Raw genomic sequence first — 22,111 nt, 5'->3', positions numbered from 1 at the left:
CAACCAGTACGGACCCCATGATCAAACAACAGTTGTCTCGCTTTAACCGTCTCGACCTGCTCGGCCATCCGACACCGCTGGAAAAACTCGAGCGCCTCTCCACCTGGCTCGGCCGGGACATCTATATCAAGCGCGACGACCTGACGCCCCTGGCCTTGGGCGGCAACAAACTGCGCAAGCTCGAATACCTGGCCGCCGATGCAATCGCCCAGGGCGCCGACACCCTTATTACCGCCGGCGCGATCCAGTCCAACCATGTACGCCAGACCGCCGCCCTGGCCGCGAAGCTGGGCCTGGGTTGCGTGGCCCTGCTGGAAAACCCCATCGGCACCGAGGACAGCAATTACCTGGGCAACGGCAACCGATTGCTGCTGGAGCTGTTCGACACCAAGGTCGAGCTGGTGGAAAACCTGGACAACGCCGATGAGCAGCTCCAGGCCCTGGCCGGTCGCCTGCGCAGCAACGGGAAAAAACCCTACCTGGTGCCGATTGGTGGTTCGAACGCCTTGGGCGCGTTGGGGTACGTGCGCGCCGGCCTGGAACTGGCCGAGCAGATCAAGGACACCGGGATCGAGTTCGCCGCCGTGGTACTGGCCTCGGGCAGTGCCGGCACCCACAGCGGCCTGGCGCTGGGGTTGAGTGAAAGCCTGCCGACGCTTCCGGTCATTGGCGTCACGGTTTCACGTAGCGAGGAGGACCAGTTTCCAAAGGTCCAGGGTTTGGCCGAACGCACCGCCCAGTTGCTGGACGTGGCCCTTCCCGAGGCTTTCAAAGTGAACCTGTGGGATGAGTACTTCGCGCCCCGCTACGGTGAGCCAAACGCCGGGACCCTGGCGGCGGTCAAGCTGCTGGCCAGCCAGGAAGGCCTGTTGCTGGATCCGGTCTACACCGGCAAGGCCATGGCCGGCCTGCTCGACGGCATTGGCCGCGACCGCTTCGACGACGGCCCGATCATCTTCCTGCATACCGGCGGTGCGCCCGCGTTGTTTGCCTATAACGCGGCGTTCCAGGCTTAGTGAAGTTCCCAATGTGGGAGCGAGCCTGCTCGCGATGGCAGTGTTTCAGCGGAATAAATTTCGACTGATCCACCGCCATCGCGAGCAAGCTCGTTCCCACAGGCACTCATTCCAAATAAGCATATATGCTTGATTTAATATTATTTTAGAATCTATAACGGCCACCCTATAGTCTCGCCACAGGCGCATTTGCCGCGAGACGCCCAGGCTGCTTTAAGGCAGGATGTGGCAATCTTTTCGGATCGCGGCTACGCCTTATCTCAGCCAAAATAACCTCTTCATAAGAAAACACAGGGGCTTGTCATGAATTTTTCCGCATTACGTCGCAACCTGTTGGTAGGTTCGCTGGGCCTGGCATTGAGCGCCGGCCTGTTGGGGCAAGCGGTTGCCGGTGAGCAACTGCAAAAAATCAAGGACGCAGGCGTAATCAACGTCGGCCTGGAAGGCACTTACCCACCGTTCAGTTTCGTCGACGCCGACGGCAAGCTGGCCGGTTTCGAGGTGGAGTTTTCCGAAGCCCTGGCCAAGGAACTGGGGGTGAAGGTCAAGCTGCAGCCGACCAAATGGGACGGCATCCTCGCGGCACTGGAATCCAAGCGCCTGGACGCGGTGATCAACCAGGTGACCATCTCCGAAGAACGCAAGAAAAAGTATGACTTCTCCACGCCGTATACCGTTTCCGGGATTCAGGCGCTGACCCTGACCAAGAACAAAGACACCATCAAGACCGCCGCCGACCTGGCAGGCAAGAAAGTCGGCGTAGGCCTGGGCACCAACTACGAACAATGGGTGAAAGCCAACGTCCCCGGCGCTGACGTACGTACCTACGAAGATGACCCGACCAAATTCCAGGACCTGCGCGTTGGCCGTATCGACGCCATCCTGATCGACCGCCTCGCCGCGCTCGAATATGCCAAGAAAGCCAAGGACACTGCCGCCGCCGGCGAAGCGTTCTCCCGCCAGGAAGCCGGTATTGCCCTGCGCAAAGGCGAGCCTGAACTGCTGGATGCAGTGAACAAGGCCATCGACAAACTCCGCGCCGATGGCACGCTGAAAAAGCTCTCGGAAAAATACTTCAGCGCTGACGTCACTCAATAATGGAAGAGGCTTTTCAACTCGCGCTGGACTCCGCGCCCTTCCTGCTCAAGGGCGCGTATTACACGATCATCCTCAGCCTGGGCGGGATGTTTTTCGGCCTGCTGCTGGGGTTCGGCCTGGCGTTGATGCGCCTGTCGCGCTTCAAACTGGTGAACTGGATCGCCCGCATCTACGTGTCGTTCTTTCGCGGCACGCCGCTGCTGGTGCAGTTGTTCGTGATCTATTACGGGTTACCGCAACTGGGTGTCGAACTGGATCCGCTGCCGGCGGCCCTGATCGGCTTCTCGCTGAACATGGCCGCCTATGCCTGTGAAATCCTGCGGGCCGCCATCAGCTCCATCGAGCGCGGCCAGTGGGAAGCGGCGGCGAGTATCGGCATGACCCGCGCCCAGACCCTGCGCCGGGCCATCCTGCCACAAGCCGCACGCACGGCCCTGCCGCCGCTGGGCAACAGCTTCATTTCCCTGGTCAAGGACACCGCGTTGGCGGCGACCATCCAGGTTCCGGAGCTGTTCCGCCAGGCGCAGTTGATCACCGCGCGAACCTTCGAAATCTTCACCATGTACCTCGCCGCCGCGCTGATCTATTGGATTCTGGCGAGCGTGCTCTCGCACCTGCAGAACGTCCTGGAAGCCCGGGTCAATCGGCATGACCAGGAGTCCTGACCCATGATTGTCGTGGAAAAACTGACAAAGCAGTTCAAGGGTCAGGTGGTGCTCAACGGCATCGACCTGCAAGTCGAAGAGGGTGAAGTGGTGGCGATCATTGGCCCCAGTGGTTCGGGCAAGACCACTTTCCTGCGCTGCCTGAACTTCCTCGAAGAACCCAGCAGTGGCCGGATCAAGGTCGGCGACATCGAGATCGATGGCAGCCGTCCGTTGAACCAGCAGCAGAATCTGGTGCGTCGTTTGCGCCAGCAGGTGGGTTTTGTGTTCCAGAACTTCAATCTGTTCCCCCATCGCACCGCGCTGGAGAACGTGATCGAGGGTCCGCTGGTAGTGAAAAAGACCCCGCGCGCAGAAGCCGAAGCACTGGGCCGTAAACTGTTGGCCAAGGTCGGCCTGTCTGGCAAGGAAGACGCCTACCCTCGGCGCCTTTCCGGCGGTCAGCAACAGCGCGTGGCGATTGCCCGGGCGTTGGCGATGGAACCGGAGGTGATCCTGTTCGACGAGCCAACCTCAGCCCTCGATCCGGAATTGGTGGGCGAAGTCCTGGCAACCATTCGCGGCCTGGCCGAAGAAAAACGCACCATGGTCATCGTGACCCACGAAATGGGCTTCGCCCGGGATGTCGCCAACCGCGTGGTGTTTTTCGATAAAGGCGTGATCGTCGAACAAGGCGAAGCCAAGGCCTTGTTTGCAGCGCCCAAGGAAGAACGCACTCGACAGTTCCTCAGCAAATTCCTCTCGTCCAGCCAGCACTCGCAGTAAGTTATAAAACGACATCACTTCCAGGGAAGGACGTGATGTAACTGCAATGTGGCCAGCACAACACCTGAACTTTATTCACGACAAAACAACCGGCAATTTCTCGCCAATTTAAAACACTGTTTGTTTCATGCGCGCTATAACCCCTCGTTACACTTCCCTCCCCCAAGCCTACACCTCCGCCTTATCCACCCGGCTTTTACCAGGTTTCCATTACAAGGCCCAAGCCGAGGAAAAGGTTGTTTGATGCCCGGCATTATTAACGCCAGCCCGTAGGAAACTTCTGAAGCCTCGCACAATTAATTATTAAGCAAGTGCCTCTATTGACACTGAAACTTTTGAACCCTTATCTAGGAAACCACAGGCGATGCACATTATTTTATTTCTGCGCAGTGACTAACTGCAGTCAGCCTCCACGACTGCGCAAAATGAAATATGTCTCGATTATCCATTGCCTTTGATCTTCCCAAACGGACTTCGTTTTCAAGTATCAAGGAGAACACCATGACAAGTATGTCGAATCTTGCTGAACTGTCCGCGCCGACCCTGGCCAATGCCCATCCCACCGGCATCAACATCGCCAGCGCCGCTCACCTGGAAGTCGCCATAGCCCCCTATCCCGGCATGGACGTCGGCGACCTGATCGAGCTGTTCTGGGACAACTGCTACGTCGGCTCTCGCCAACTGTCCCAAGCAGACCTGCAAGGCAGTATCACGCTGCGGGTACCGGAGAGCTTCGTCGTCAACGGCACCTCGCACATCCACTATCGCGTGATGCAGGTCGGGCGCGGGCCGGCACTGTCCGCCAGGCAACAAGTGCAGGCGAAGCTCGACTGCCCCGGCGGCCAACCATCAACCCTTAGCGGCGATGAAAACCAGGGACTGGCGCCGGTGCATATTCCCGGCGCCATCCGCCGCCAAGGGGTCAACCCCAACCAGATCAAGCGCGGCGTACCGCTGACGATCGAACCCTACCTGAACATGGCCGCCGGCGATGCGGTCACCCTGCGCTGGGGCGATGTGCGCATGGACCTGCCCCCGGTCACACCGGACGAGGTCGGCCTGCCCATCCATATCTGGGTGCCGCCGCAGATCATTCTCGAGGCCGGCGAAGACCTGCGGCTGGAAGTGACCTATTGCATCCTCGACCGCGTAGGCAACAACTCCCTGTGGGCACCACCGCGAACGTTGAAGATCGGTTGCGCCAATCCTTATCTGAAAAGCCCGGCGAAAGAGACCCTCATGGCTGCCGAGCCGCGCCGCAGAACGTGAACTCTCTGAGGAAGCTTTTGTGGCGAGGGGATTCATCCCCGCGGGGCTGCGAAGCGGCCCCCAAATCTGCAATCCCGGTGCATCAGGTTGCTGGGTTGCCTGCTTTGGGGCCGCTCCGCAGCCCAACGGGGATAAATCCCTCGCCACAACATCACACGGCAAAAGCCCTCTATTGATATTCCTAAAAGTTAGTTCAAAAATAATTTATACACGCTTAGGGTATATATACCGGACCACCGGACATTCTTGATTTTCGCTCGCCGCATTCATCGCGGCGTTTCTAAAGATGTGAGGTGGGTAATGGTACGGAACACAATCACCCCAGTGCAGTACGCCCCGGCACTGCCCGCAGCCACGGAGTGGCTGTAATGTCGGATTTGGCCCAAGCAAAGGTCCAGAGCGACCAGGACATCGCACCGCTGTTGTTGCCTGCCCAAGTACTGCGCAACGATGCCGAGGCCATCAAGGCCGCTCATGAGCTGGCCCAGGTCGCCCGCCAGCAAGCCGCGCGACGTGACCAGCAACGCAAGCTGCCCTGGGCAGAAATCGAGCAATTCACCCGCAGCGGACTGGGTAGCATCGCCGTTCCCCGGGCGTACGGCGGTCCCCAGGTCTCGTTCGTCACCCTGGCCGATGTATTCGCAATCATCTCCGCTGCCGATCCGGCCCTCGGACAGATTCCACAGAACCAGTTCGGCGTGCTCCAGCTGATTCTCGGCACGGGCACCGAACGGCAGAAAAAAATTCTTCTGCAGAGCGTCCTCGAAGGCTGGCGCATCGGCAACGCCGGACCGGAACGAGGTGTTCGCAATACCCTTGAGCTGAAGGCACGGATCACCGCCGACGGTGACAGCTTCGTCATCAATGGCCAGAAGTTCTACTCCACCGGTGCGCTGTTTGCCCATTGGGTGGCCGTCAAGGCGCTGAATGACGAGGGTCGCCAAGTATTGGCGTTCGTGCGGCGCGGCACCCCGGGCCTGCGGATCGTCGACGATTGGTCGGGGTTCGGCCAGCGCACCACCGCCAGCGGCACCGTGCTGCTGAACAATGTGCGGGTAGATGCCGAGTTGGTCCTGGACAACTGGCGGATCAACGAAACGCCTGGCGTGCAAGGCGCGATTTCCCAACTGATCCAGGCCGCCATCGATGCAGGCATTGCCCGTGGCGCCATCGACGATGCCATCGCCTTCGTGCGTGAACGCGCCCGGCCATGGATCGACGCCAAGGTCGACCGCGCCAGTGACGACCTTTACGTGATCGCCGACATCGGCAAGCTAAAAATCGAATTGCACGCCGCCGAAGCGCTACTGCGCAAGGCCGGACAAGTGCTGGACCAGGTTAGCGCCGCGCCCATCACCGCGCAATCGGCTGCCCGCGCTTCGATTGCCGTGGCCGAGGCCAAGGTGCTCACCACCGAGATCGCCCTGCAAGCCAGCGAAAAACTCTTCGAGCTGGCCGGCAGTCGCGCCACCCTCGCCGAATTCAATCTCGACCGCCACTGGCGTAACGCCCGAGTGCACACCCTGCACGACCCAGTGCGCTGGAAGTATCACGCCGTAGGCGCCTACCACCTGAACGGCACCTTGCCGGCCCGGCATTCCTGGATCTGACGACCCGACCTCTGGAGCAGTACATGACGTTTTCTCAACACGTCGCGGTGATCACCAGCGATGAACAAGCCCTGATCGTGGCCAGCGACCTGGCCGATGACTTCAAGCGCGACAGCGCCCTGCGCGACCGCGAGCGTCGCTTGCCGCACCCGGAACTGGAGGCGTTCTCCCGCTCCGGCCTGTGGGGCATCAGTGTGCCCAAGGCCTACGGCGGCGCCGGTGTGTCCAACGTCACCCTGGCCAAAGTGATTGCCTTGATCTCTCAGGCTGACGGCTCTCTCGGGCAGATTCCACAAAATCATTTCTACGCCCTGGAAGTGCTACGGGTAAACGGCAGCGAAGCGCAAAAACAACGCCTGTATGCCGAAGTACTGGCCGGCCAACGCTTTGGCAATGCGTTGGCGGAGCTCGGTACCAAGACCGCCCACGACCGCATCACTCAACTGCGCCGCGACGGCAAGGGTTATCGCATCAACGGCCGCAAGTTCTACGCCACGGGGGCGATCTACGCCCAGCGCATCCCCACGTCGGTGGTGGATGAAAACGGCGTGCAACAACTGGCGTTTGTCCCTCGCGACAGCAAAGGCCTGACGGTAATCGACGACTGGACGGGGTTCGGCCAGCGCACCACGGGCAGCGGCTCGGTGGTGTTCGAAGACGTCCCCGTCGCCGCCGAAGACATCGTGCCGTTCCAGAGCGCCTTCGAACGCCCGACACCGGTGGGCCCCCTGGCGCAGATTCTTCACGCTGCCATCGACACCGGCATCGCCCGCGCCGCCTATGAAGACGCCTTGTACTTTGTCCGCAACAAAACCCGCCCATGGATCGACGCTACCAGCGACATCGCCACCGAAGACCCGCACACGCTCAAGAGCTTCGGCCAACTGAGCATCCGCCTGCACGCCGCCGAAGCCCTGCTGGAGCGAGCCGGTGAGTTTCTCGACCGGGCCCAGGCCGACACCCAGGCCGACACAGTCGCCGCCGCCTCGATTGCCGTGGCCGAAGCCCGGGCCATCAGCACCGAGATTTCCCTCGCCGCTGGCAGCACGCTGTTCGAACTGGCCGGCAGCCAGGCGACCCTGGCCGAACATGGCCTGGATCGCCACTGGCGCAACGCCCGAGTGCACACCCTGCATGACCCGGTGCGCTGGAAATACCACGGGGTCGGCAACTTCTACCTCAACGATGAAAAACCGCCGCTGCGGGGGACCATTTGATGGCCCACGGCAAGAAAAAAATCCTGCTCAACGCGTTCAACATGAACTGCATCGGGCACATCAATCACGGCCTGTGGACCCATCCCCAGGACACCTCGACCCAGTTCAACACGATCGAATACTGGACCGCCCTGGCGCAGTTACTCGAACGCGGATTGTTCGACGGGCTGTTTATCGCCGATATCGTCGGGGTCTACGACGTGTACCAACAGTCGGTGGACGTCACCCTGAAAGAGTCGATCCAGCTGCCGGTCAATGACCCGTTGCTACTGGTGTCGGCGATGGCCGCCGTGACGAAAAACCTCGGCTTCGGCCTGACCGCCAACCTGACCTACGAACCGCCCTACCTGTTTGCCCGCCGCATGAGCACCCTCGATCACCTGAGTCGCGGCCGGGTCGGCTGGAACATTGTCACCGGTTACCTGGACAGCGCCGCCAAAGCCATGGGCCTGACTGCCCAGGTCGAGCATGACCGCCGCTACGACCAGGCCGACGAATACCTGCAAGTGCTCTACAAACTGTGGGAGGGCAGTTGGGAAAACGACGCCGTGCTCAACGACCGTGAGCAGCGGATTTATGCCCGGCCGGAAAAAGTGCACAAGGTCCGGCACCAGGGTGAGTTCTATCAGGTCGAGGGTTATCACCTGTGCGAACCGTCGCCCCAGCGCACGCCGGTATTGTTCCAGGCCGGCAGTTCCGAGCGCGGCCTGCTATTCGCCGGGCGGCATGCCGAGTGCGTGTTCATCAGCGGTCAGAACAAACCGGCGACCAAGGTCCAGGTGGACAAGGTCCGCGCCAGCGCCGTCGAAGCCGGGCGCAACCCCGAGGACATCAAGGTGTTCATGGGTCTTAACGTGATTGTCGGCCAGACCGAAGCGGCCGCCTGGGCCAAGCATGCCGAGTACCTGGGCTACGCCAGCGCCGAGGCCGGGGTGGCGCATTTTTCCGCGTCGACGGGGATCGATTTTTCCCAGTACGAACTGGACGAGCCGATCCAGTACGTGAAGAGCAATGCCATCCAGTCTGCCACCAAGACTCTGCAAAACAACGATTGGACCCGACGCAAATTGCTGGAGCAACACGCCCTCGGTGGTCGCTACATCACCGTGGTGGGCTCGCCCGAGCAGGTGGCCGACGAACTGGAGTCGTGGATCGCCGAAACCGGCCTCGATGGTTTCAACCTGACCCGCATCGTCACGCCGCAAAGCTATGTGGACTTCATCGACCTGGTGATTCCCGAGCTGCAGCGACGCGGTTCGTACAAGACCGAATACGACAACGGCACCTTGCGTGAAAAGCTGTTTCAGGCAGAGGCCTATTTACCCAAGCAACATACCGGCTCGACCTACCGGCACTGAGCCCCTGAAGAGCTCTTCTAAAATGACTGGAATATCCGACATGACCAAGCAACTCCTGACCCTGCCAGTCAAAGCACTGGCCCTGGCCCTCGGCCTGTTCAGCTCGGCGCTGTTCGCCGCCGATGCACCGTTGAAAATCGGCACCACCGCTGCGTTCGCCATTCCCCTGGAAGCCGCCGTGGAAGAAGCCGGCAAGCAAGGCCTGAAGGTCGAGTTGGTGGAGTTCAGCGACTGGATCGCGCCCAACGTCAGCCTGGCGTCCGGCGATATCGACGTGAATTACTTCCAGCACATCCCGTTCCTGGAAAACGCCAAGGCCGCCGCCGGGTTCGACCTGGTGCCCTTTGCCCCGGGGATCATCAACAACGTCGGCCTCTATTCGAAAAAATACAAAAGCTTTGATGAGTTGCCCGAAGGCGCGAGCGTGGCCATTGCCAACGATCCGATCAACAGCGGGCGCGGCCTGCAACTGCTGGCCAAGGCCGGGCTGATCACTCTCAAGCCCGGTGTCGGTTACAAGGCCACCGAAGACGACATCGTGGCCAACCCGAAGAAGCTCAAGATCCTCCAGGTCGAAGCCGTGCAACTGGTGCGCGCCTATGAAGATGCCGACCTGGTACAGGGCTACCCGGCCTACATCCGTTTGGCGAAAACCTTCGATGCCACGTCAGCCTTGCTGTTCGACGGCCTCGATCACAAGGAATACGTGATCCAGTTCGTGATCCAACCCAAGAGCAAGAACGACCCGCGGCTGGCCAAGTTCGTCGATATCTATCAGCACTCGCCTGTCGTGCGCGCCGCCCTGGACAAGGCCCACGGCAAGCTCTACCAAGCCGGTTGGGAAGGCTGACCATGAACGCCGTCAACGCGCGACTTCGACAGGAAGCCCCCACGCCCCACAGTGCCGAACAGACTGAACTGCATCCAGAGCTGAACCGTGCCCACGTGCGCTTCATCGGTCTGGGCAAGACCTACAACGGCGCCCAGGGTCCGGTGGCCGCACTGCAAGGCATCGACCTGGCGATCCAGCGCGGCGAAGTATTCGGCATCATCGGTCGTAGCGGTGCCGGCAAGTCCTCGTTGATCCGCACCATCAACCGGCTCGAACAACCCACCAGCGGCCGGGTATTGATCGATCAGGTGGACATCGGCGAGTTCGATGAAGACCGCTTGGTGGAACTGCGTCGACGCATCGGCATGATCTTCCAGCACTTCAACCTGATGTCGGCCAAGACCGTGTGGCAGAACGTCGAATTGCCCCTGAAAGTCGCAGGTGTACCCAAGGAGCAGCGCCAGCGCAAAGTCCGCGAGTTGCTGGAACTGGTCGGCCTGCAAGGCAAGCACAAGGCCTACCCGGCGCAACTCTCCGGCGGGCAGAAGCAGCGGGTCGGCATTGCCCGGGCGCTGGTGCATGACCCGCAGATCCTGTTGTGCGACGAAGCCACTTCGGCCCTGGACCCGGAGACCACCCAATCGATCCTCGGCCTGCTGCGCGAGATCAACCAGCGCTTGGGCCTGACCATCGTCTTGATCACCCATGAAATGGCGGTGATTCGCGAAGTCTGCGACCGGGTGGTGGTGCTCGAGCAGGGGCGGATCGTCGAGCAGGGGCCGGTCTGGGAAGTGTTTGGCAACCCGCAGCACGAGGTCAGTCGAACGCTGCTGGCGCCCTTGCAACACGCCATACCGGAGGAACTGCAAAGCCGCCTGCAAGCGCAGCCGGCGTCGGCGGATGCCGCTACCGTGCTGCGCCTGCAATTCACCGGCGCGGGTCGCGATGAAGCGGATCTCGCCGCTCTGTTCAGCGCCCTTGGTGGCCGGGTGCGGCTGCTGCACGGCGGCATCGAGCGCATTCAGGGCCATGGGCTGGGGCAATTGCTGCTGGCCGTGAGCGGTTCGTCGTGGGGCGCCGAGGAATTGCGTCAACGTGCGGGCAATTGGGCGCAACGGGTGGAGGTGCTGGGCTATGTGGTTTGATCGGTTGTTGCAGGGTTTCATCGACACGTTCCTGATGGTTGGCGTGTCGTCGCTGATCGCGCTGCTGGCGGGCATACCGCTGGCGGTGATCCTGGTCACCAGCGGCAAGGGCGGGATCTATGAAGCGCCAGCCTTGAACCGCGCCTTGGGCGCGTTCGTGAACCTGTTCCGCTCGATACCGTTCCTGATTCTGATGGTGGCGTTGATCCCGTTCACCCGGCTGATCGTCGGCACCACCTACGGTGTCTGGGCAGCAGTCGTGCCGCTGACCATCGCCGCCACGCCGTTCTTTGCCCGCATCGCCGAAGTCAGCCTGCGCGAGGTCGATCATGGCTTGATCGAAGCCGCCCAGGCCATGGGTTGCCGCCGTTGGCACATCGTCTGGCATGTGCTGCTGCCCGAAGCCCTGCCGGGCATCGTCGGCGGCTTCACCATCACCCTTGTGACCATGATCAACTCTTCGGCCATGGCCGGGGCCATCGGTGCCGGCGGCTTGGGCGACATCGCCTACCGCTATGGCTACCAACGCTTCGACAGCCAGATCATGCTCACGGTGATCGTGTTGCTGGTGGCGTTGGTGGCGGTGATTCAACTGGGCGGAGACCGCCTGGCGCGGGGTCTGAACAAACGCTGACCTATGGGAGCAGTTGACCTGTGGGAGCAAAGCTTGCTCGCGATAGCAGTATTCCATCCAACATGGATACCAACTGGACGACTGCAGTCGCGAGCAAGCTTTGCTCCCACAGGCAGATCAGCGGCCTTGCGGTATAGTCGCCTGACACTCCTCACCAAGCCCACACCCATGAAACACACCGCCGACGACCTCCACGCCATCACCGCCACGACCCTGGGCCATTACAACGCCGTGGCAGAAAGCTTTCGCGAAGGCACCCGCGACCACGACGTCAGCCAGAACATCGACGCCTTGTTGCGCCACATCCAGGGCCAGGCACCGTTGCACATCCTGGACTTCGGCTGCGGTCCGGGGCGCGATTTGCGCACGTTCACGGCCATGGGCCACGTCGCGGTCGGTCTCGACGGCTCGGCGGAATTTGCCCGGATGGCGCGCCAGGACAGCGGCTGTGAAGTATGGCAACAGGACTTCCTGGCGCTCGACCTGCCAGCCGACCGCTTTGACGGGATTTTCGCCAACGCGGTGCTGTTTCATGTGCCGGTCCAGGAGCTGCCTCGGGTGCTCAGGCAATTGCACGCCACGCTCAAGCCCGGCGGCGTGCTGTTCAGCTCAAACCCTCGGGGCGAAAACCAGGAGGGCTGGAGCGGCCAGCGCTTCGGCGCCTACCACGACCTCGCGGCCTGGCGCACTCTGCTTGGCGACGCAGGTTTCGTGGAACTGGAGCATTACTACCGACCGGCGGGGCTGCCACGGGAGCAGCAGCCTTGGTTGGCGAGTGTCTGGCGTAAACCTGCTTAGGATTTGAGGACGCCATCGCGAGCAAGCTCGCTCTCACATTGGATCTGTGTTTGCTCACCGATCATGAGTTCACAGCTGATCAAGTGTGGGAGCGAGCCTGCTCGCGATAGCGGTGCAACAATCAATGAAACTCGATGGTTTGGCCTCATCGCCTGGAAGCTTCACTCCTGTTTTTTCAACCACTTCTGCGACAACTGCTCCAACCTCCCGTCATCCTTGATGCGCGCCAGGGCATTGTCCAGGCTGGCCTTGAACGCCGGATTACCCTTCTGGAACGGAATCACCAGGCTCGGCGCCGGGACGCTCTTTTCTTCCGGCTGGAACGACGGCGCCATGACCAAAGGACGTTGCGTCTCATCCTTGTTCGCCAGCAGTTGTGCATCGGGATGGCTGTAAGCGGCACTGAGGTCGAAACGTTCCGCCAGTTCCGGGGTCATTGCTATGTGGTTGATGGCAACATCGTACTTGCCGCTCTCCACGCCAGTCAGCAGATCCCCGGCATCGGTGACCACGAAGTCAGGGCGTACATCGAGCTCACTGGCAAGCATTTCGCCCAGTTCCACTTCGAAACCGGTGAGTTTGCCGTCTTCCTTGAAGTTGAAGGGTGCGGTGTTGGCCTCCAGGGCAATGCGCAGTTCGCCACGGTCATTGATGTCATCGATCAGTTCGGCATGAGCCAGGGGACTCAAAAGGGGTAGCAGGCAAATCAGGCCAGGCAGAAAACGCATGGTCACTCCTATGTATTTATACAAGCGACGCTCGTTTCAGGCTCGCTTTGCTATGGTTGTTGCAGGCTTCGACAACGATTGGTCATGAAGTTGTCATGGCCAGGCGGATTTCATGGAAAAACTGGAGAAAAAAATGAAAAGCTTTATGTCTCGTGCTGCGTTGGCCGGTCTGTTGCTGGGTGCTTCGGTGCTGGCAAGCGCCGCGACCCCGGCGCCCAAAGGCGCAGAAGTCTTCATCGTTTCCCCGGAAGACGGCGCCACCGTCTCCAAAGAATTCAAGGTCAAGTTCGGCGTCAAGGACATCGCCCTGGCTCCGGCGGGTGATGTGACCAAAAATACCGGACACCATCATTTGCTGATCGATGTGGACAAACTGCCGGCAGCGGGCGCGCCGATTCCCACCGATGCCAACCACATGCACTTCGGCAAGGCACAAACCGAGGCCGACATCAAACTGACCCCAGGCAAACACACCTTGCAACTGATCCTGGGCGACAGCGGCCACATGCCGTTCGATCCGTCGATCGTGTCCAAGAAAATCACGGTGAACGTGAAGTAACAGCACTCACTGAAAAAAATGCGTCCCCCCTGTGGGAGCGAGCCTGCTCGCGATAGCGGTCTATCCGACACATTAATGTTGGCTGACACGCCGCTATCGCGAGCAGGCTCGCTCCCACAGGTCATATAAAAAAACGGGAGCCCTTTCGAGGCTCCCGTTTTTTTCAGCGACCGCTCTGTTAGAACAACACGCGGCAACGAATGGTGCCGTTGATGTGCTGCAGCTTCTCTTGCGCCAGGTCCGAGTATTCGGCGTCGACGTCGATCACGACGTAGCCGACTTTCTCGTTGGTCTGCAAGAACTGACCGGAAATGTTGATGCCGTTTTCGGCGAAGACCTTGTTGATCTCGCTCATCACACCCGGGATGTTCTCGTGGATGTGCAACAGGCGGTGCTTGCCAGGGTGAGCCGGCAGGGCCACTTCCGGGAAGTTCACGGACGATACCGAAGTACCGTTGTCGCTGTACTTGACCAGTTTTTCCGCCACTTCCAGGCCGATGTTGGCCTGGGCTTCAGCGGTGGAACCGCCGATGTGCGGGGTCAGGATCACGTTGTCCAGGCCACGCAGCGGGCTTTCAAAGATGTCGTCGTTGGAGCGTGGCTCCACCGGGAACACGTCGATGGCGGCGCCGATCAGGTGCTTGTCCTTGATCGCGTCGGCCAGGGCGTCGAGCTTGACCACGGTGCCGCGCGCGGCGTTGATCAGGATGCCGCCCTTCTTGATGGCGCGGATTTCCTTCTCACCGATCATCCACTGGGTGGCAGCGGTCTCCGGCACGTGCAGGGTCACGATGTCGGACATGCCCAGCAGCTCGTGCAGGTTGTTGACCTGGGTAGCATTGCCCAGCGGCAGCTTGGTCACGGTGTCGTAGAAGAACACCTGCATGCCCAGGCCTTCAGCCAGTACCGACAACTGGGTGCCGATCGAGCCGTAGCCGACGATACCCAGCTTCTTGCCGCGAATTTCGAAGGAGTTGGCCGCGCTCTTGATCCAGCCGCCACGGTGGCAGGAAGCGTTCTTCTCAGGGATGCCGCGCAGCAGCAGGATCGCTTCGGCCAGCACCAGTTCGGCAACGGAACGGGTGTTGGAGTACGGCGCGTTGAACACTGCGATACCGCGCTCACGCGCCGCGTTGAGGTCAACCTGGTTGGTGCCGATGCAGAAGCAGCCGACCGCGACCAGTTTCTTGGCGTGGTCGAAGATCTCTTCGGTCAATTGCGTACGGGAGCGAATGCCGATGAAGTGAGCATCGGCGATCTTTTCCTTGAGCTGGGCTTCCGGCAGAGAACTGGTGATGTACTCGATGCTGGTGTAGCCCGCCGACTTGAGGACGTCGACAGCCGATTGGTGGACGCCTTCGAGAAGAAGGAACTTGATCTTGCTCTTATCGAGAGAAGTCTTGCTCATCTGCGTAAACCTGTGTCCCGGAGAAAAATGGCAGGGAATCGGACAGCGCATGCTGACCCGACCGGCGTGACAGCCGTCGCCGCAGAACAGCCGTTGGGCACTACGCTGCGGGGTCGGTATGCTAGCATATGCACCCCGCTAAACACTCATTCCTGCGACGTGAAGCGTTCTCAGGATGACCATGAATTGTTCGAGAGTTCTGTCGATGACCAATCCTGCCCTGATAGATGAGCTGAAGACCCTGGTTGAGCCTGGCAAGGTCCTGACCGATGCCGACTCCCTGAACGCTTACGGCAAGGACTGGACCAAGCATTTCGCCCCGGCGCCGAGCGCCATCGTCTTCCCCAAGACCACCGAGCAGGTCCAGGCCATCGTGCGCTGGGCCAATGCGCACAAGGTCGCGCTGGTGCCATCGGGCGGACGTACCGGGCTTTCCGCCGCAGCCGTGGCGGCCAACGGCGAAGTGGTCGTGTCATTCGACTACATGAACCAGATTCTCGATGTGAACCTCACCGACCGTACCGCCGTCTGCCAGCCAGGCGTGGTCACCGAACAATTGCAGAACAAGGCTGAAGAACATGGCCTGTACTACCCGGTAGACTTCGCTTCGGCAGGTTCCAGCCAGATTGGCGGCAACATCGGCACCAATGCCGGCGGGATCAAGGTCATTCGCTACGGCATGACCCGTAACTGGGTGGCGGGCATGAAGGTCGTCACTGGCAAGGGTGACCTGCTGGAACTGAACAAGGACCTGATCAAGAACGCCACCGGCTACGACTTGCGGCAGCTGTTCATCGGTGCCGAGGGCACCCTGGGCTTCGTGGTCGAGGCCACCATGCGCCTGGACCGCGCGCCGAAAAACCTCACCGCCATGGTGCTCGGCACGCCGGACTTCGATTCGATCATGCCGGTGCTGCACGCTTTCCAGGGCAAGCTGGACCTGACCGCCTTCGAGTTTTTCTCAGACAAGGCCCTGGCCAAGGTCTTGGGCCGAGGCGACGTGCCAACACCGTTCGAAACCGAGTGCCCGTTCTACGCCCTGCTGGAATTCGAAGCCACCACCGAGGAAGTCGCCAACCACGCCCTGGAGACCTTCGAACACTGCGTGGAACAAGGCTGGGTGCTGGACGGCGTGATGAGCCAGAGCGAAACCCAACTGCAGAACCTGTGGAAACTGCGCGAGTACATCTCCGAGACCATCTCGCACTGGACGCCATACAAGAACGATATCTCGGTGACCGTCTCCAAGGTCCCGGGCTTCTTGCGGGAAATCGACGCGATCGTCGGCGAACACTATCCGGATTTCGAAATCGTCTGGTTCGGCCACATCGGCGACGGCAACCTGCACCTGAACATCCTCAAGCCGGAAAACCTGAGCAAGGATGAGTTCTTCGCCAAGTGCGCGACCGTGAACAAATGGGTCTTTGAAACCGTCGAGAAGTACAACGGTTCGATTTCCGCCGAACATGGCGTGGGCATGACCAAGCGCGACTACCTGACTTATAGTCGTTCGCCAGTGGAAATCGAGTACATGAAAGCCGTGAAGGCTGTATTCGACCCGAACGGCATCATGAACCCGGGCAAGATTTTCGCTGTTTGAATCAACGAACCAGGAGTCGGTAATGAGCTATCAGCACCAGTATGTCGACGGTACACGTATCCATTTCCCGGTAGGGAAAGTGGTGTGCATTGGCCGCAACTACGCCGAACATGCCAAGGAATTGGACAACCCGGTGCCCACCGAACCCTTGCTGTTCATCAAGCCGGGCAGTTGTGTGGTGCCACTGGAGGGCGGTTTCAGCATTCCTGCCGACCGTGGCTCGGTGCACTACGAAGCGGAAATCGCCGTGCTGATCGGCAAGCCGCTGTCGCCCCGCCCGAGCGCCGAGGAAGTGCTGGACGCCATCTCCGGCTTCGCCCCGGCCCTGGACCTGACCCTGCGGGACAAACAGGCCGAGCTCAAGGCCAAGGGCCTGCCGTGGGAAATCGCGAAATCCTTCGACGGCGCGGCGGTGATCGCACCGTTCGTGTCGAGCGGCACCTTTGCCGACCTGACCGACATCCCCGTTCGCCTGACCATCAACGGTGAAGTGCGCCAGGATGGCAACAGCAGCCTGATGCTCAACCCTATCGTGCCAATGATCCAGCACATGGCCGGGTGCTTCTCGCTCCAGGCCGGCGACGTGATCCTCACCGGCACCCCGGCGGGCGTCGGGCCGCTGAATGCAGGGGATGAATTGGTACTGGAACTGCCGGGGGCGAGCCGCTTCGAAAGCAGCGTTCGCTAACTCGGTTTTGTAACCTCTATAGATCAAATGTGGGAGCGGGCTTGCTCGCGAATGCGGTGTATCAGTCGACCTTTATGTGTCTGATACACCGCATTCGCGAGCAAGCCCGCTCCCACAGGTATCTGGCTTTTTCCTGAAGACCGACGTTTTACCGTTTTTTTCACATGCCATCCGGATAATTCCGGGGAATGCGGCATCTGAGCCAGCCATTCCCCTAGCCGAATTTTCTGGAACGCATTCCCCGATGGCCAAAACCCAAACACTGTCTGCCGCCAAACCTACCCGCCGCTCCCGCTTCGCCCTGCCCTGGTATGCCTGGTCGCTGCTGGCGCTGGCCGCCGCCTATGGCCTGGCGTTTGCGATGCATTGGGACGACCGCGGGCTGCTTTGGCTATCGGAACACTTCCAGAGCCCGGCCCAGCGCCAGGAGAGCATCTGGCTGCCGGACTACCGCGCCGTGATCGACGCCAAGCCACTGCCGGGCATGGAGAAGGACGAGGCGTCCGATGTGACCTACAACCCGCAGACCAAGACTCTGTTCGCCGTCATGGGCAAGAACCCGTTCCTGGTGGAGCTGACCCTGCAAGGCGATGTGCTGCGCAAGATGCCTTTGGTGGGCTGGAACAACCCCGAAGGCGTGACCTATATGACCAATGGTCTGCTGGCGATTACCGACGAGCGCAATCACACGCTGTCGATCGTCCAGGTGGATGCCAGCACCCGCGAGCTGAACAGCACTGACTTCCCCAAATACGACCTGGGTGCATCAGAGAACCAGAACAAAGGGTTCGAAGCGATTGTCTGGGATCCGCGTAACCAGCAACTGGTGCTCGGGGAGGAACGCCCGCCAGCACTGTTCACCTGGACAAGCGATGGCAGCCAATTGCTCAAGGGCGACAAGCAGATCCACGTCAGCAATGAACTGGACTTGCGCAACCTCTCGGCACTGGCGATCGACCCGCGCACCGGTCACATGCTGGTGCTTTCGGCCGACTCCCATCTGCTGCTGGAACTGGATGAAAAAGGCGAGCAAGTCAGCTTCATGACCTTGCTGGGCAGCTTCAACGGCTTGAAAGACACGATCCCTCGCGCCGAAGGCGTGACCGTCGATGAGGCCGGCAATCTGTACATGGTCAGCGAACCGAATCTGTTCTATCGTTTCGAAAAACAGCGCTGATAGCACTAACTCTGTAGGATAAATTCTCCTTCGTTGTAGGGTGTGGCACACAGCCATTAAGCTTCAGTTCAGGCAGCCGTGGTATTTCCACCCACCTGTTCTTATCCGAGCCCACCCCAACATGCGTCGACTCGCCCGCCCCAAACCCCTGGTCCTGATACTGCTGACCCTGGTGCTGATCTTCCTGATCGCAGCCGGTCAGCACCTGCGTCTGTTCGAACGCGCCTGGTTCAATCTCAACACCCTTTGGAAAACCACCAGCGAACAGGCCATCGCCTTGGACCAGTACCGGGTCACGGTCGAGGCGCAGGTGATCGAAGGCCTGGACGATGACGTTTCAGCGCTGACGTTCGATCCCGTACGCAAGAGCCTGTTCACCGTCACCAACAAGAATGCCGAGCTGATCGAATTGTCCCTGGACGGCAAGATTTTGCGGCGCATCGCGCTGATCGGCTTTGGCGATCCAGAGGCGGTGGAGTTCATCAGCGAAGACACTTACGTCATCACTGACGAGCGCCAGCAGCGCCTGATCAAGATTCACCTGGATGACGACACCCAATTCCTCGACGCCGCCGATGCCGAGCAGATGACCCTCGGCGTGCACATGAGCGGCAACAAAGGCTTCGAAGGGCTGGCCTACGATTCGGTGGGCAAACGGCTGTTCGTGGCCAAGGAACGCGACCCGATGCTGATTTATGAAGTGCATGGGTTTCCCCACCACAATCCGGAAAAATCCTACGCGGTCCACGTGATCAACAACCCCAAGCGCGATGCCGGGCTGTTCGTGCGCGACCTTTCAAGCCTGCAATACGATGAGCGCAGCGGCCATTTGCTGGCGCTGTCCGATGAGTCGCGGTTGATTATCGAGCTGGATATAGACGGCCGGCCGTTGAGCACGCTGTCGTTGAGCAAAGGCCGCCAGGGCCTGCAGAAAACCGTGCCGCAGGCCGAAGGCCTGGCCATGGACGACGACGGCAACCTGTATGTGGTGAGCGAGCCGAACCTGTTCTATGTGTTCAAGAAGCCGCAGCCTTGATGCACTCGCCCTGAAACACCACAACAACCCAATGTGGGAGCGAGCCTGCTCGCGATAACGGTGTGTCAGCCGACATTGATGTGTCGGATAAACCGCTATCGCGAGCAGGCTCGCTCCCACAGGGAATACTTCACTCAAAAGAGCAGGTTATTTCGTCGACTTACTCAGCCCGCAGGGTCTTCACCCCTTCAGCGGTTCCCAGCAACAGCACATCCGCCGGACGAGACGCGAACAAACCGTTGGTGACCACGCCGACGATGGCGTTGATCTGGCTTTCCAGTTCCACCGGGTTGGTGATCTGCAAGTTGTGCACGTCCAGGATGATATTGCCGTTATCGGTCAGCACGCCTTCGCGATACACCGGGTCGCCGCCCAGCTTCACCAGTTCGCGGGCCACATGACTGCGGGCCATCGGGATGACTTCCACCGGCAACGGGAATGCGCCGAGCACAGGCACCAGTTTGCTGGCGTCGGCAATGCAGATGAAGGTCTTGGCCACGGCCGCGACGATCTTCTCGCGCGTCAGGGCCGCGCCACCGCCCTTGATCAGGTTCAGGTGCGCGTCGCTTTCGTCGGCGCCATCGACGTAGAACTCCAGGTCGCTCACGGTGTTGAGCTCATACACCGGGATCCCGTGGCCCTTGAGGCGCGCGGCGGTGGCTTCGGAACTGGCGACCGCGCCGTCGAACGCGCCCTTGTGGCGAGCCAGCGCGTCGATGAAGCAGTTGGCCGTGGAGCCGGTACCGACCCCGACGATGCTCTTGTCATCCAGTTTCGGGAGGATGAGGTCGACGGCGGCCTGGGCCACGGCCTGTTTGAGTTGATCCTGGGTCATGCGGGCTCCGAAAGCGGGCAGGAAGTAAAGAGGGGCGCGAGTATAACCCAACAAAACCTTGGGATTCGTGTGGTCGCCCAGCCAAAAGCCGGGTTAGACTCCTTGGCCCTGCCCAACTCGCTCAGTGATGCTTTCCGATGCTTGAACAGTACGTCAAAAAGATCCTCACCTCGCGCGTTTATGACGTTGCCGTAGAAACCCCGTTGCAGACCGCTCGCCAGCTCTCCGAGCGGCTGGGCAACAGCATTTTGCTCAAGCGTGAAGACTTGCAGCCGGTGTTCTCGTTCAAGATTCGCGGAGCCTACAACAAGCTGACCCAGCTCAGCGACGAAGAACGCGCACGCGGCGTGGTCACGGCTTCGGCGGGCAACCACGCCCAGGGCCTGGCCCTGGCGGCCAAGGTGCTGGGCGTCAAGGCCACCATCGTGATGCCCAAGACCACCCCGGAAATCAAGGTCGAAGGCGTGCGCTCGCGGGGCGGCAAAGTGGTGCTGCATGGCGATTCGTTCCCCGAAGCCCTGGCCTATTCGCTGAAACTGGTCGACGAAAAAGGCTACGTCTACATCCACCCCTATGACGACCCCCACACCATTGCCGGGCAGGGCACGGTGGCGATGGAAATCCTGCGCCAGCACCCCGGGCGCCTGGATGCGATCTTCGTCCCGGTGGGCGGTGGCGGGCTGATCGCAGGGATCGCAGCCTACGTGAAATACCTGCGCCCGGACATCAAGGTCATCGGCGTCGAGCCGGACGACTCCAATTGCCTGCAAGCGGCCATGGCCGCTGGTGAGCGCGTGGTGCTGCCGACCGTGGGGCTGTTCGCCGATGGCGTCGCCGTGGCACAGATCGGCCAGCACACCTTCGATATCTGTAAACACTACGTGGACGAAGTCATTACCGTCAGCACCGACGAGATCTGCGCCGCCATCAAGGATATCTACGACGATACCCGCTCGATCACCGAACCTGCCGGCGCCCTGGGCGTGGCCGGGATCAAGAAATACGTCGAGTCACGGGGCGTCAGCGGCCAGACCCTGGTGGCCATCGACTCCGGGGCCAACGTCAACTTCGACCGCTTGCGCCACGTGGCCGAACGCGCCGAACTGGGCGAGGGCCGCGAAGCGATCATCGCCGTGACCATCCCTGAGAAGCCAGGTAGCTTCAAGGCGTTCTGCGAAGCCGTCGGCAAACGCCAGATCACCGAATTCAACTACCGCTATAACACCGGCAGTGAAGCGCACATCTTCGTCGGCGTGCAGACCCACCCGGAAAACGACCCACGCAGCGCGCTGATCGCCAGCCTGACCGAACAAGGCTTCCCGGTGCTGGACCTGACCGACAACGAACTGGCCAAGTTGCACATCCGCCACATGGTGGGCGGGCACGCGGCGCACGTCATCGACGAAGTGGTGTTGCGCTTCGAATTCCCGGAACGCCCGGGCGCACTGTTCAATTTCCTCAACAAGCTGGGTGGGCGCTGGAATATTTCGATGTTCCACTACCGCAACCATGGCGCAGCGGATGGCCGAGTGGTCGCCGGACTGCAAGTGCCCCACGATGAGCGCCACCTGGTGCCAGCCGCCCTGGAAGAAATCGGCTACCCGTACTGGGATGAAAGCGATAACCCGGCCTATCAGTTGTTCCTGGGTTGATAAAGCCGGGCTAGGCTGTGA

General features: G+C 60.6%; 21 protein-coding genes. 18 read left to right on the top strand and 3 right to left on the bottom strand.

What is annotated here, in order from left to right:
* Positions 1-17 precede the first annotated feature (17 nt).
* The 12 genes from PSH86_RS01550 to PSH86_RS01495 all read left to right on the top strand — a co-directional run bounded on the left by PSH86_RS01550 (position 18) and on the right by PSH86_RS01495 (position 12,407).
* Positions 18-1,016 (top strand): D-cysteine desulfhydrase, encoded by a 999-nt coding sequence (locus PSH86_RS01550; RefSeq protein WP_109751909.1) that lies wholly within the window; start codon positions 18-20, stop codon positions 1,014-1,016.
* A gap of 303 nt (positions 1,017-1,319) precedes the next feature.
* Entirely contained in the window at positions 1,320-2,114 is a 795-nt protein-coding gene (tcyJ, locus tag PSH86_RS01545) for a cystine ABC transporter substrate-binding protein (RefSeq protein WP_109751908.1), read from the top strand.
* The gene (tcyL, locus tag PSH86_RS01540) at positions 2,114-2,779 is read left to right on the top strand and encodes a cystine ABC transporter permease (RefSeq protein WP_305487316.1); all 666 of its coding nucleotides are present in this window, start codon (positions 2,114-2,116) and stop codon (positions 2,777-2,779) included. Before tcyJ ends, tcyL begins: the two co-directional genes overlap by 1 nt.
* 3 nt (positions 2,780-2,782) lie before the next feature.
* Entirely contained in the window at positions 2,783-3,544 is a 762-nt protein-coding gene (gene tcyN, locus PSH86_RS01535) for an L-cystine ABC transporter ATP-binding protein TcyN (RefSeq protein ID WP_109751906.1), read from the top strand.
* A gap of 501 nt (positions 3,545-4,045) precedes the next feature.
* Entirely contained in the window at positions 4,046-4,813 is a 768-nt protein-coding gene (locus PSH86_RS01530; protein WP_109751905.1) for a hypothetical protein, read from the top strand.
* 368 nt (positions 4,814-5,181) lie between these two features.
* Complete coding sequence (locus PSH86_RS01525) at positions 5,182-6,423, top strand: SfnB family sulfur acquisition oxidoreductase (protein ID WP_109751904.1); 1,242 nt, start codon at positions 5,182-5,184, stop codon at positions 6,421-6,423.
* A gap of 23 nt (positions 6,424-6,446) precedes the next feature.
* Positions 6,447-7,640: an SfnB family sulfur acquisition oxidoreductase gene (locus tag PSH86_RS01520; protein ID WP_305487309.1), complete on the top strand. Its 1,194-nt coding sequence runs from the start codon at positions 6,447-6,449 to the stop codon at positions 7,638-7,640.
* On the top strand, positions 7,640-8,998 hold the full coding sequence (locus PSH86_RS01515; RefSeq protein ID WP_109751902.1) for an LLM class flavin-dependent oxidoreductase: 1,359 nt from the start codon (positions 7,640-7,642) through the stop codon (positions 8,996-8,998). Before PSH86_RS01520 ends, PSH86_RS01515 begins: the two co-directional genes overlap by 1 nt.
* A gap of 40 nt (positions 8,999-9,038) precedes the next feature.
* The gene (locus PSH86_RS01510) at positions 9,039-9,848 is read left to right on the top strand and encodes a MetQ/NlpA family ABC transporter substrate-binding protein (protein ID WP_109751901.1); all 810 of its coding nucleotides are present in this window, start codon (positions 9,039-9,041) and stop codon (positions 9,846-9,848) included.
* A 2-nt stretch (positions 9,849-9,850) separates the two neighbouring features.
* Positions 9,851-10,975, top strand: coding sequence for a methionine ABC transporter ATP-binding protein (locus PSH86_RS01505; protein ID WP_116833930.1), 1,125 nt, complete (start codon positions 9,851-9,853; stop codon positions 10,973-10,975).
* Positions 10,965-11,609: a methionine ABC transporter permease gene (locus tag PSH86_RS01500; protein ID WP_025211262.1), complete on the top strand. Its 645-nt coding sequence runs from the start codon at positions 10,965-10,967 to the stop codon at positions 11,607-11,609. Before PSH86_RS01505 ends, PSH86_RS01500 begins: the two co-directional genes overlap by 11 nt.
* A 168-nt stretch (positions 11,610-11,777) precedes the next feature.
* A complete protein-coding gene (locus PSH86_RS01495; RefSeq protein ID WP_176688804.1) occupies positions 11,778-12,407 on the top strand; it encodes a bifunctional 2-polyprenyl-6-hydroxyphenol methylase/3-demethylubiquinol 3-O-methyltransferase UbiG in 630 nt (209 codons plus the stop codon).
* A gap of 161 nt (positions 12,408-12,568) precedes the next feature.
* Here the strand turns inward: PSH86_RS01495 and PSH86_RS01490 are convergent, their stop codons facing one another.
* On the bottom strand, positions 12,569-13,135 hold the full coding sequence (locus PSH86_RS01490) for a transporter substrate-binding domain-containing protein (RefSeq protein WP_109751898.1): 567 nt from the start codon (positions 13,133-13,135) through the stop codon (positions 12,569-12,571).
* A gap of 133 nt (positions 13,136-13,268) precedes the next feature.
* Between PSH86_RS01490 and PSH86_RS01485 the strand changes: the two genes are divergently transcribed.
* Complete coding sequence (locus tag PSH86_RS01485) at positions 13,269-13,694, top strand: DUF4399 domain-containing protein (RefSeq protein ID WP_109752346.1); 426 nt, start codon at positions 13,269-13,271, stop codon at positions 13,692-13,694.
* Between the two features lie 178 nt (positions 13,695-13,872).
* Here PSH86_RS01485 and serA read toward each other — a convergent pair whose 3' ends face one another.
* Positions 13,873-15,102 (bottom strand): phosphoglycerate dehydrogenase, encoded by a 1,230-nt coding sequence (gene serA, locus PSH86_RS01480; protein WP_003186856.1) that lies wholly within the window; start codon positions 15,100-15,102, stop codon positions 13,873-13,875.
* Between the two features lie 205 nt (positions 15,103-15,307).
* On the opposite strand from serA, the gene PSH86_RS01475 reads away from it, so the two are divergent.
* The 4 genes from PSH86_RS01475 to PSH86_RS01460 all read left to right on the top strand — a co-directional run bounded on the left by PSH86_RS01475 (position 15,308) and on the right by PSH86_RS01460 (position 19,603).
* Complete coding sequence (locus PSH86_RS01475; RefSeq protein WP_109751896.1) at positions 15,308-16,702, top strand: FAD-binding oxidoreductase; 1,395 nt, start codon at positions 15,308-15,310, stop codon at positions 16,700-16,702.
* A 22-nt stretch (positions 16,703-16,724) separates the two neighbouring features.
* Positions 16,725-17,390 carry a fumarylacetoacetate hydrolase family protein gene (locus PSH86_RS01470; protein WP_109751895.1) on the top strand — a complete coding sequence of 222 codons (666 nt, stop codon included), beginning with the start codon at positions 16,725-16,727 and terminating at the stop codon, positions 17,388-17,390.
* A gap of 244 nt (positions 17,391-17,634) precedes the next feature.
* The gene (locus PSH86_RS01465; RefSeq protein ID WP_116833928.1) at positions 17,635-18,567 is read left to right on the top strand and encodes an SdiA-regulated domain-containing protein; all 933 of its coding nucleotides are present in this window, start codon (positions 17,635-17,637) and stop codon (positions 18,565-18,567) included.
* A gap of 121 nt (positions 18,568-18,688) precedes the next feature.
* The gene (locus PSH86_RS01460) at positions 18,689-19,603 is read left to right on the top strand and encodes an SdiA-regulated domain-containing protein (protein ID WP_109751893.1); all 915 of its coding nucleotides are present in this window, start codon (positions 18,689-18,691) and stop codon (positions 19,601-19,603) included.
* Between the two features lie 160 nt (positions 19,604-19,763).
* Here PSH86_RS01460 and rpiA read toward each other — a convergent pair whose 3' ends face one another.
* The gene (rpiA, locus tag PSH86_RS01455) at positions 19,764-20,438 is read right to left on the bottom strand and encodes a ribose-5-phosphate isomerase RpiA (protein WP_249015826.1); all 675 of its coding nucleotides are present in this window, start codon (positions 20,436-20,438) and stop codon (positions 19,764-19,766) included.
* A gap of 137 nt (positions 20,439-20,575) precedes the next feature.
* Between rpiA and ilvA the strand changes: the two genes are divergently transcribed.
* Complete coding sequence (gene ilvA / locus PSH86_RS01450) at positions 20,576-22,090, top strand: threonine ammonia-lyase, biosynthetic (RefSeq protein ID WP_109751891.1); 1,515 nt, start codon at positions 20,576-20,578, stop codon at positions 22,088-22,090.
* Positions 22,091-22,111 lie beyond the last annotated feature (21 nt).

The organism is Pseudomonas sp. FP2300 (assembly GCF_030687595.1).
Taxonomy (GTDB): Bacteria; Pseudomonadota; Gammaproteobacteria; order Pseudomonadales; family Pseudomonadaceae; genus Aquipseudomonas; species Aquipseudomonas bijieensis.
This window is presented reverse-complemented; position numbering and strand designations above follow the sequence as displayed.

Bases quoted from the DNA above. Each gene is read 5' to 3' on its own strand.
- PSH86_RS01550 (WP_109751909.1), top strand. From the start codon at position 18: ATGATCAAACAACAGTTGTCTCGCTTTAACCGTCTCGACCTGCTCGGC.
- tcyJ (WP_109751908.1), top strand. From the start codon at position 1,320: ATGAATTTTTCCGCATTACGTCGCAACCTGTTGGTAGGTTCGCTGGGC.
- tcyL (WP_305487316.1), top strand. From the start codon at position 2,114: ATGGAAGAGGCTTTTCAACTCGCGCTGGACTCCGCGCCCTTCCTGCTC.
- tcyN (WP_109751906.1), top strand. From the start codon at position 2,783: ATGATTGTCGTGGAAAAACTGACAAAGCAGTTCAAGGGTCAGGTGGTG.
- PSH86_RS01530 (WP_109751905.1), top strand. From the start codon at position 4,046: ATGACAAGTATGTCGAATCTTGCTGAACTGTCCGCGCCGACCCTGGCC.
- PSH86_RS01525 (WP_109751904.1), top strand. From the start codon at position 5,182: ATGTCGGATTTGGCCCAAGCAAAGGTCCAGAGCGACCAGGACATCGCA.
- PSH86_RS01520 (WP_305487309.1), top strand. From the start codon at position 6,447: ATGACGTTTTCTCAACACGTCGCGGTGATCACCAGCGATGAACAAGCC.
- PSH86_RS01515 (WP_109751902.1), top strand. From the start codon at position 7,640: ATGGCCCACGGCAAGAAAAAAATCCTGCTCAACGCGTTCAACATGAAC.
- PSH86_RS01510 (WP_109751901.1), top strand. From the start codon at position 9,039: ATGACCAAGCAACTCCTGACCCTGCCAGTCAAAGCACTGGCCCTGGCC.
- PSH86_RS01505 (WP_116833930.1), top strand. From the start codon at position 9,851: ATGAACGCCGTCAACGCGCGACTTCGACAGGAAGCCCCCACGCCCCAC.
- PSH86_RS01500 (WP_025211262.1), top strand. From the start codon at position 10,965: ATGTGGTTTGATCGGTTGTTGCAGGGTTTCATCGACACGTTCCTGATG.
- PSH86_RS01495 (WP_176688804.1), top strand. From the start codon at position 11,778: ATGAAACACACCGCCGACGACCTCCACGCCATCACCGCCACGACCCTG.
- PSH86_RS01490 (WP_109751898.1), bottom strand. From the start codon at position 13,135: ATGCGTTTTCTGCCTGGCCTGATTTGCCTGCTACCCCTTTTGAGTCCC.
- PSH86_RS01485 (WP_109752346.1), top strand. From the start codon at position 13,269: ATGAAAAGCTTTATGTCTCGTGCTGCGTTGGCCGGTCTGTTGCTGGGT.
- serA (WP_003186856.1), bottom strand. From the start codon at position 15,102: ATGAGCAAGACTTCTCTCGATAAGAGCAAGATCAAGTTCCTTCTTCTC.
- PSH86_RS01475 (WP_109751896.1), top strand. From the start codon at position 15,308: ATGACCAATCCTGCCCTGATAGATGAGCTGAAGACCCTGGTTGAGCCT.
- PSH86_RS01470 (WP_109751895.1), top strand. From the start codon at position 16,725: ATGAGCTATCAGCACCAGTATGTCGACGGTACACGTATCCATTTCCCG.
- PSH86_RS01465 (WP_116833928.1), top strand. From the start codon at position 17,635: ATGGCCAAAACCCAAACACTGTCTGCCGCCAAACCTACCCGCCGCTCC.
- PSH86_RS01460 (WP_109751893.1), top strand. From the start codon at position 18,689: ATGCGTCGACTCGCCCGCCCCAAACCCCTGGTCCTGATACTGCTGACC.
- rpiA (WP_249015826.1), bottom strand. From the start codon at position 20,438: ATGACCCAGGATCAACTCAAACAGGCCGTGGCCCAGGCCGCCGTCGAC.
- ilvA (WP_109751891.1), top strand. From the start codon at position 20,576: ATGCTTGAACAGTACGTCAAAAAGATCCTCACCTCGCGCGTTTATGAC.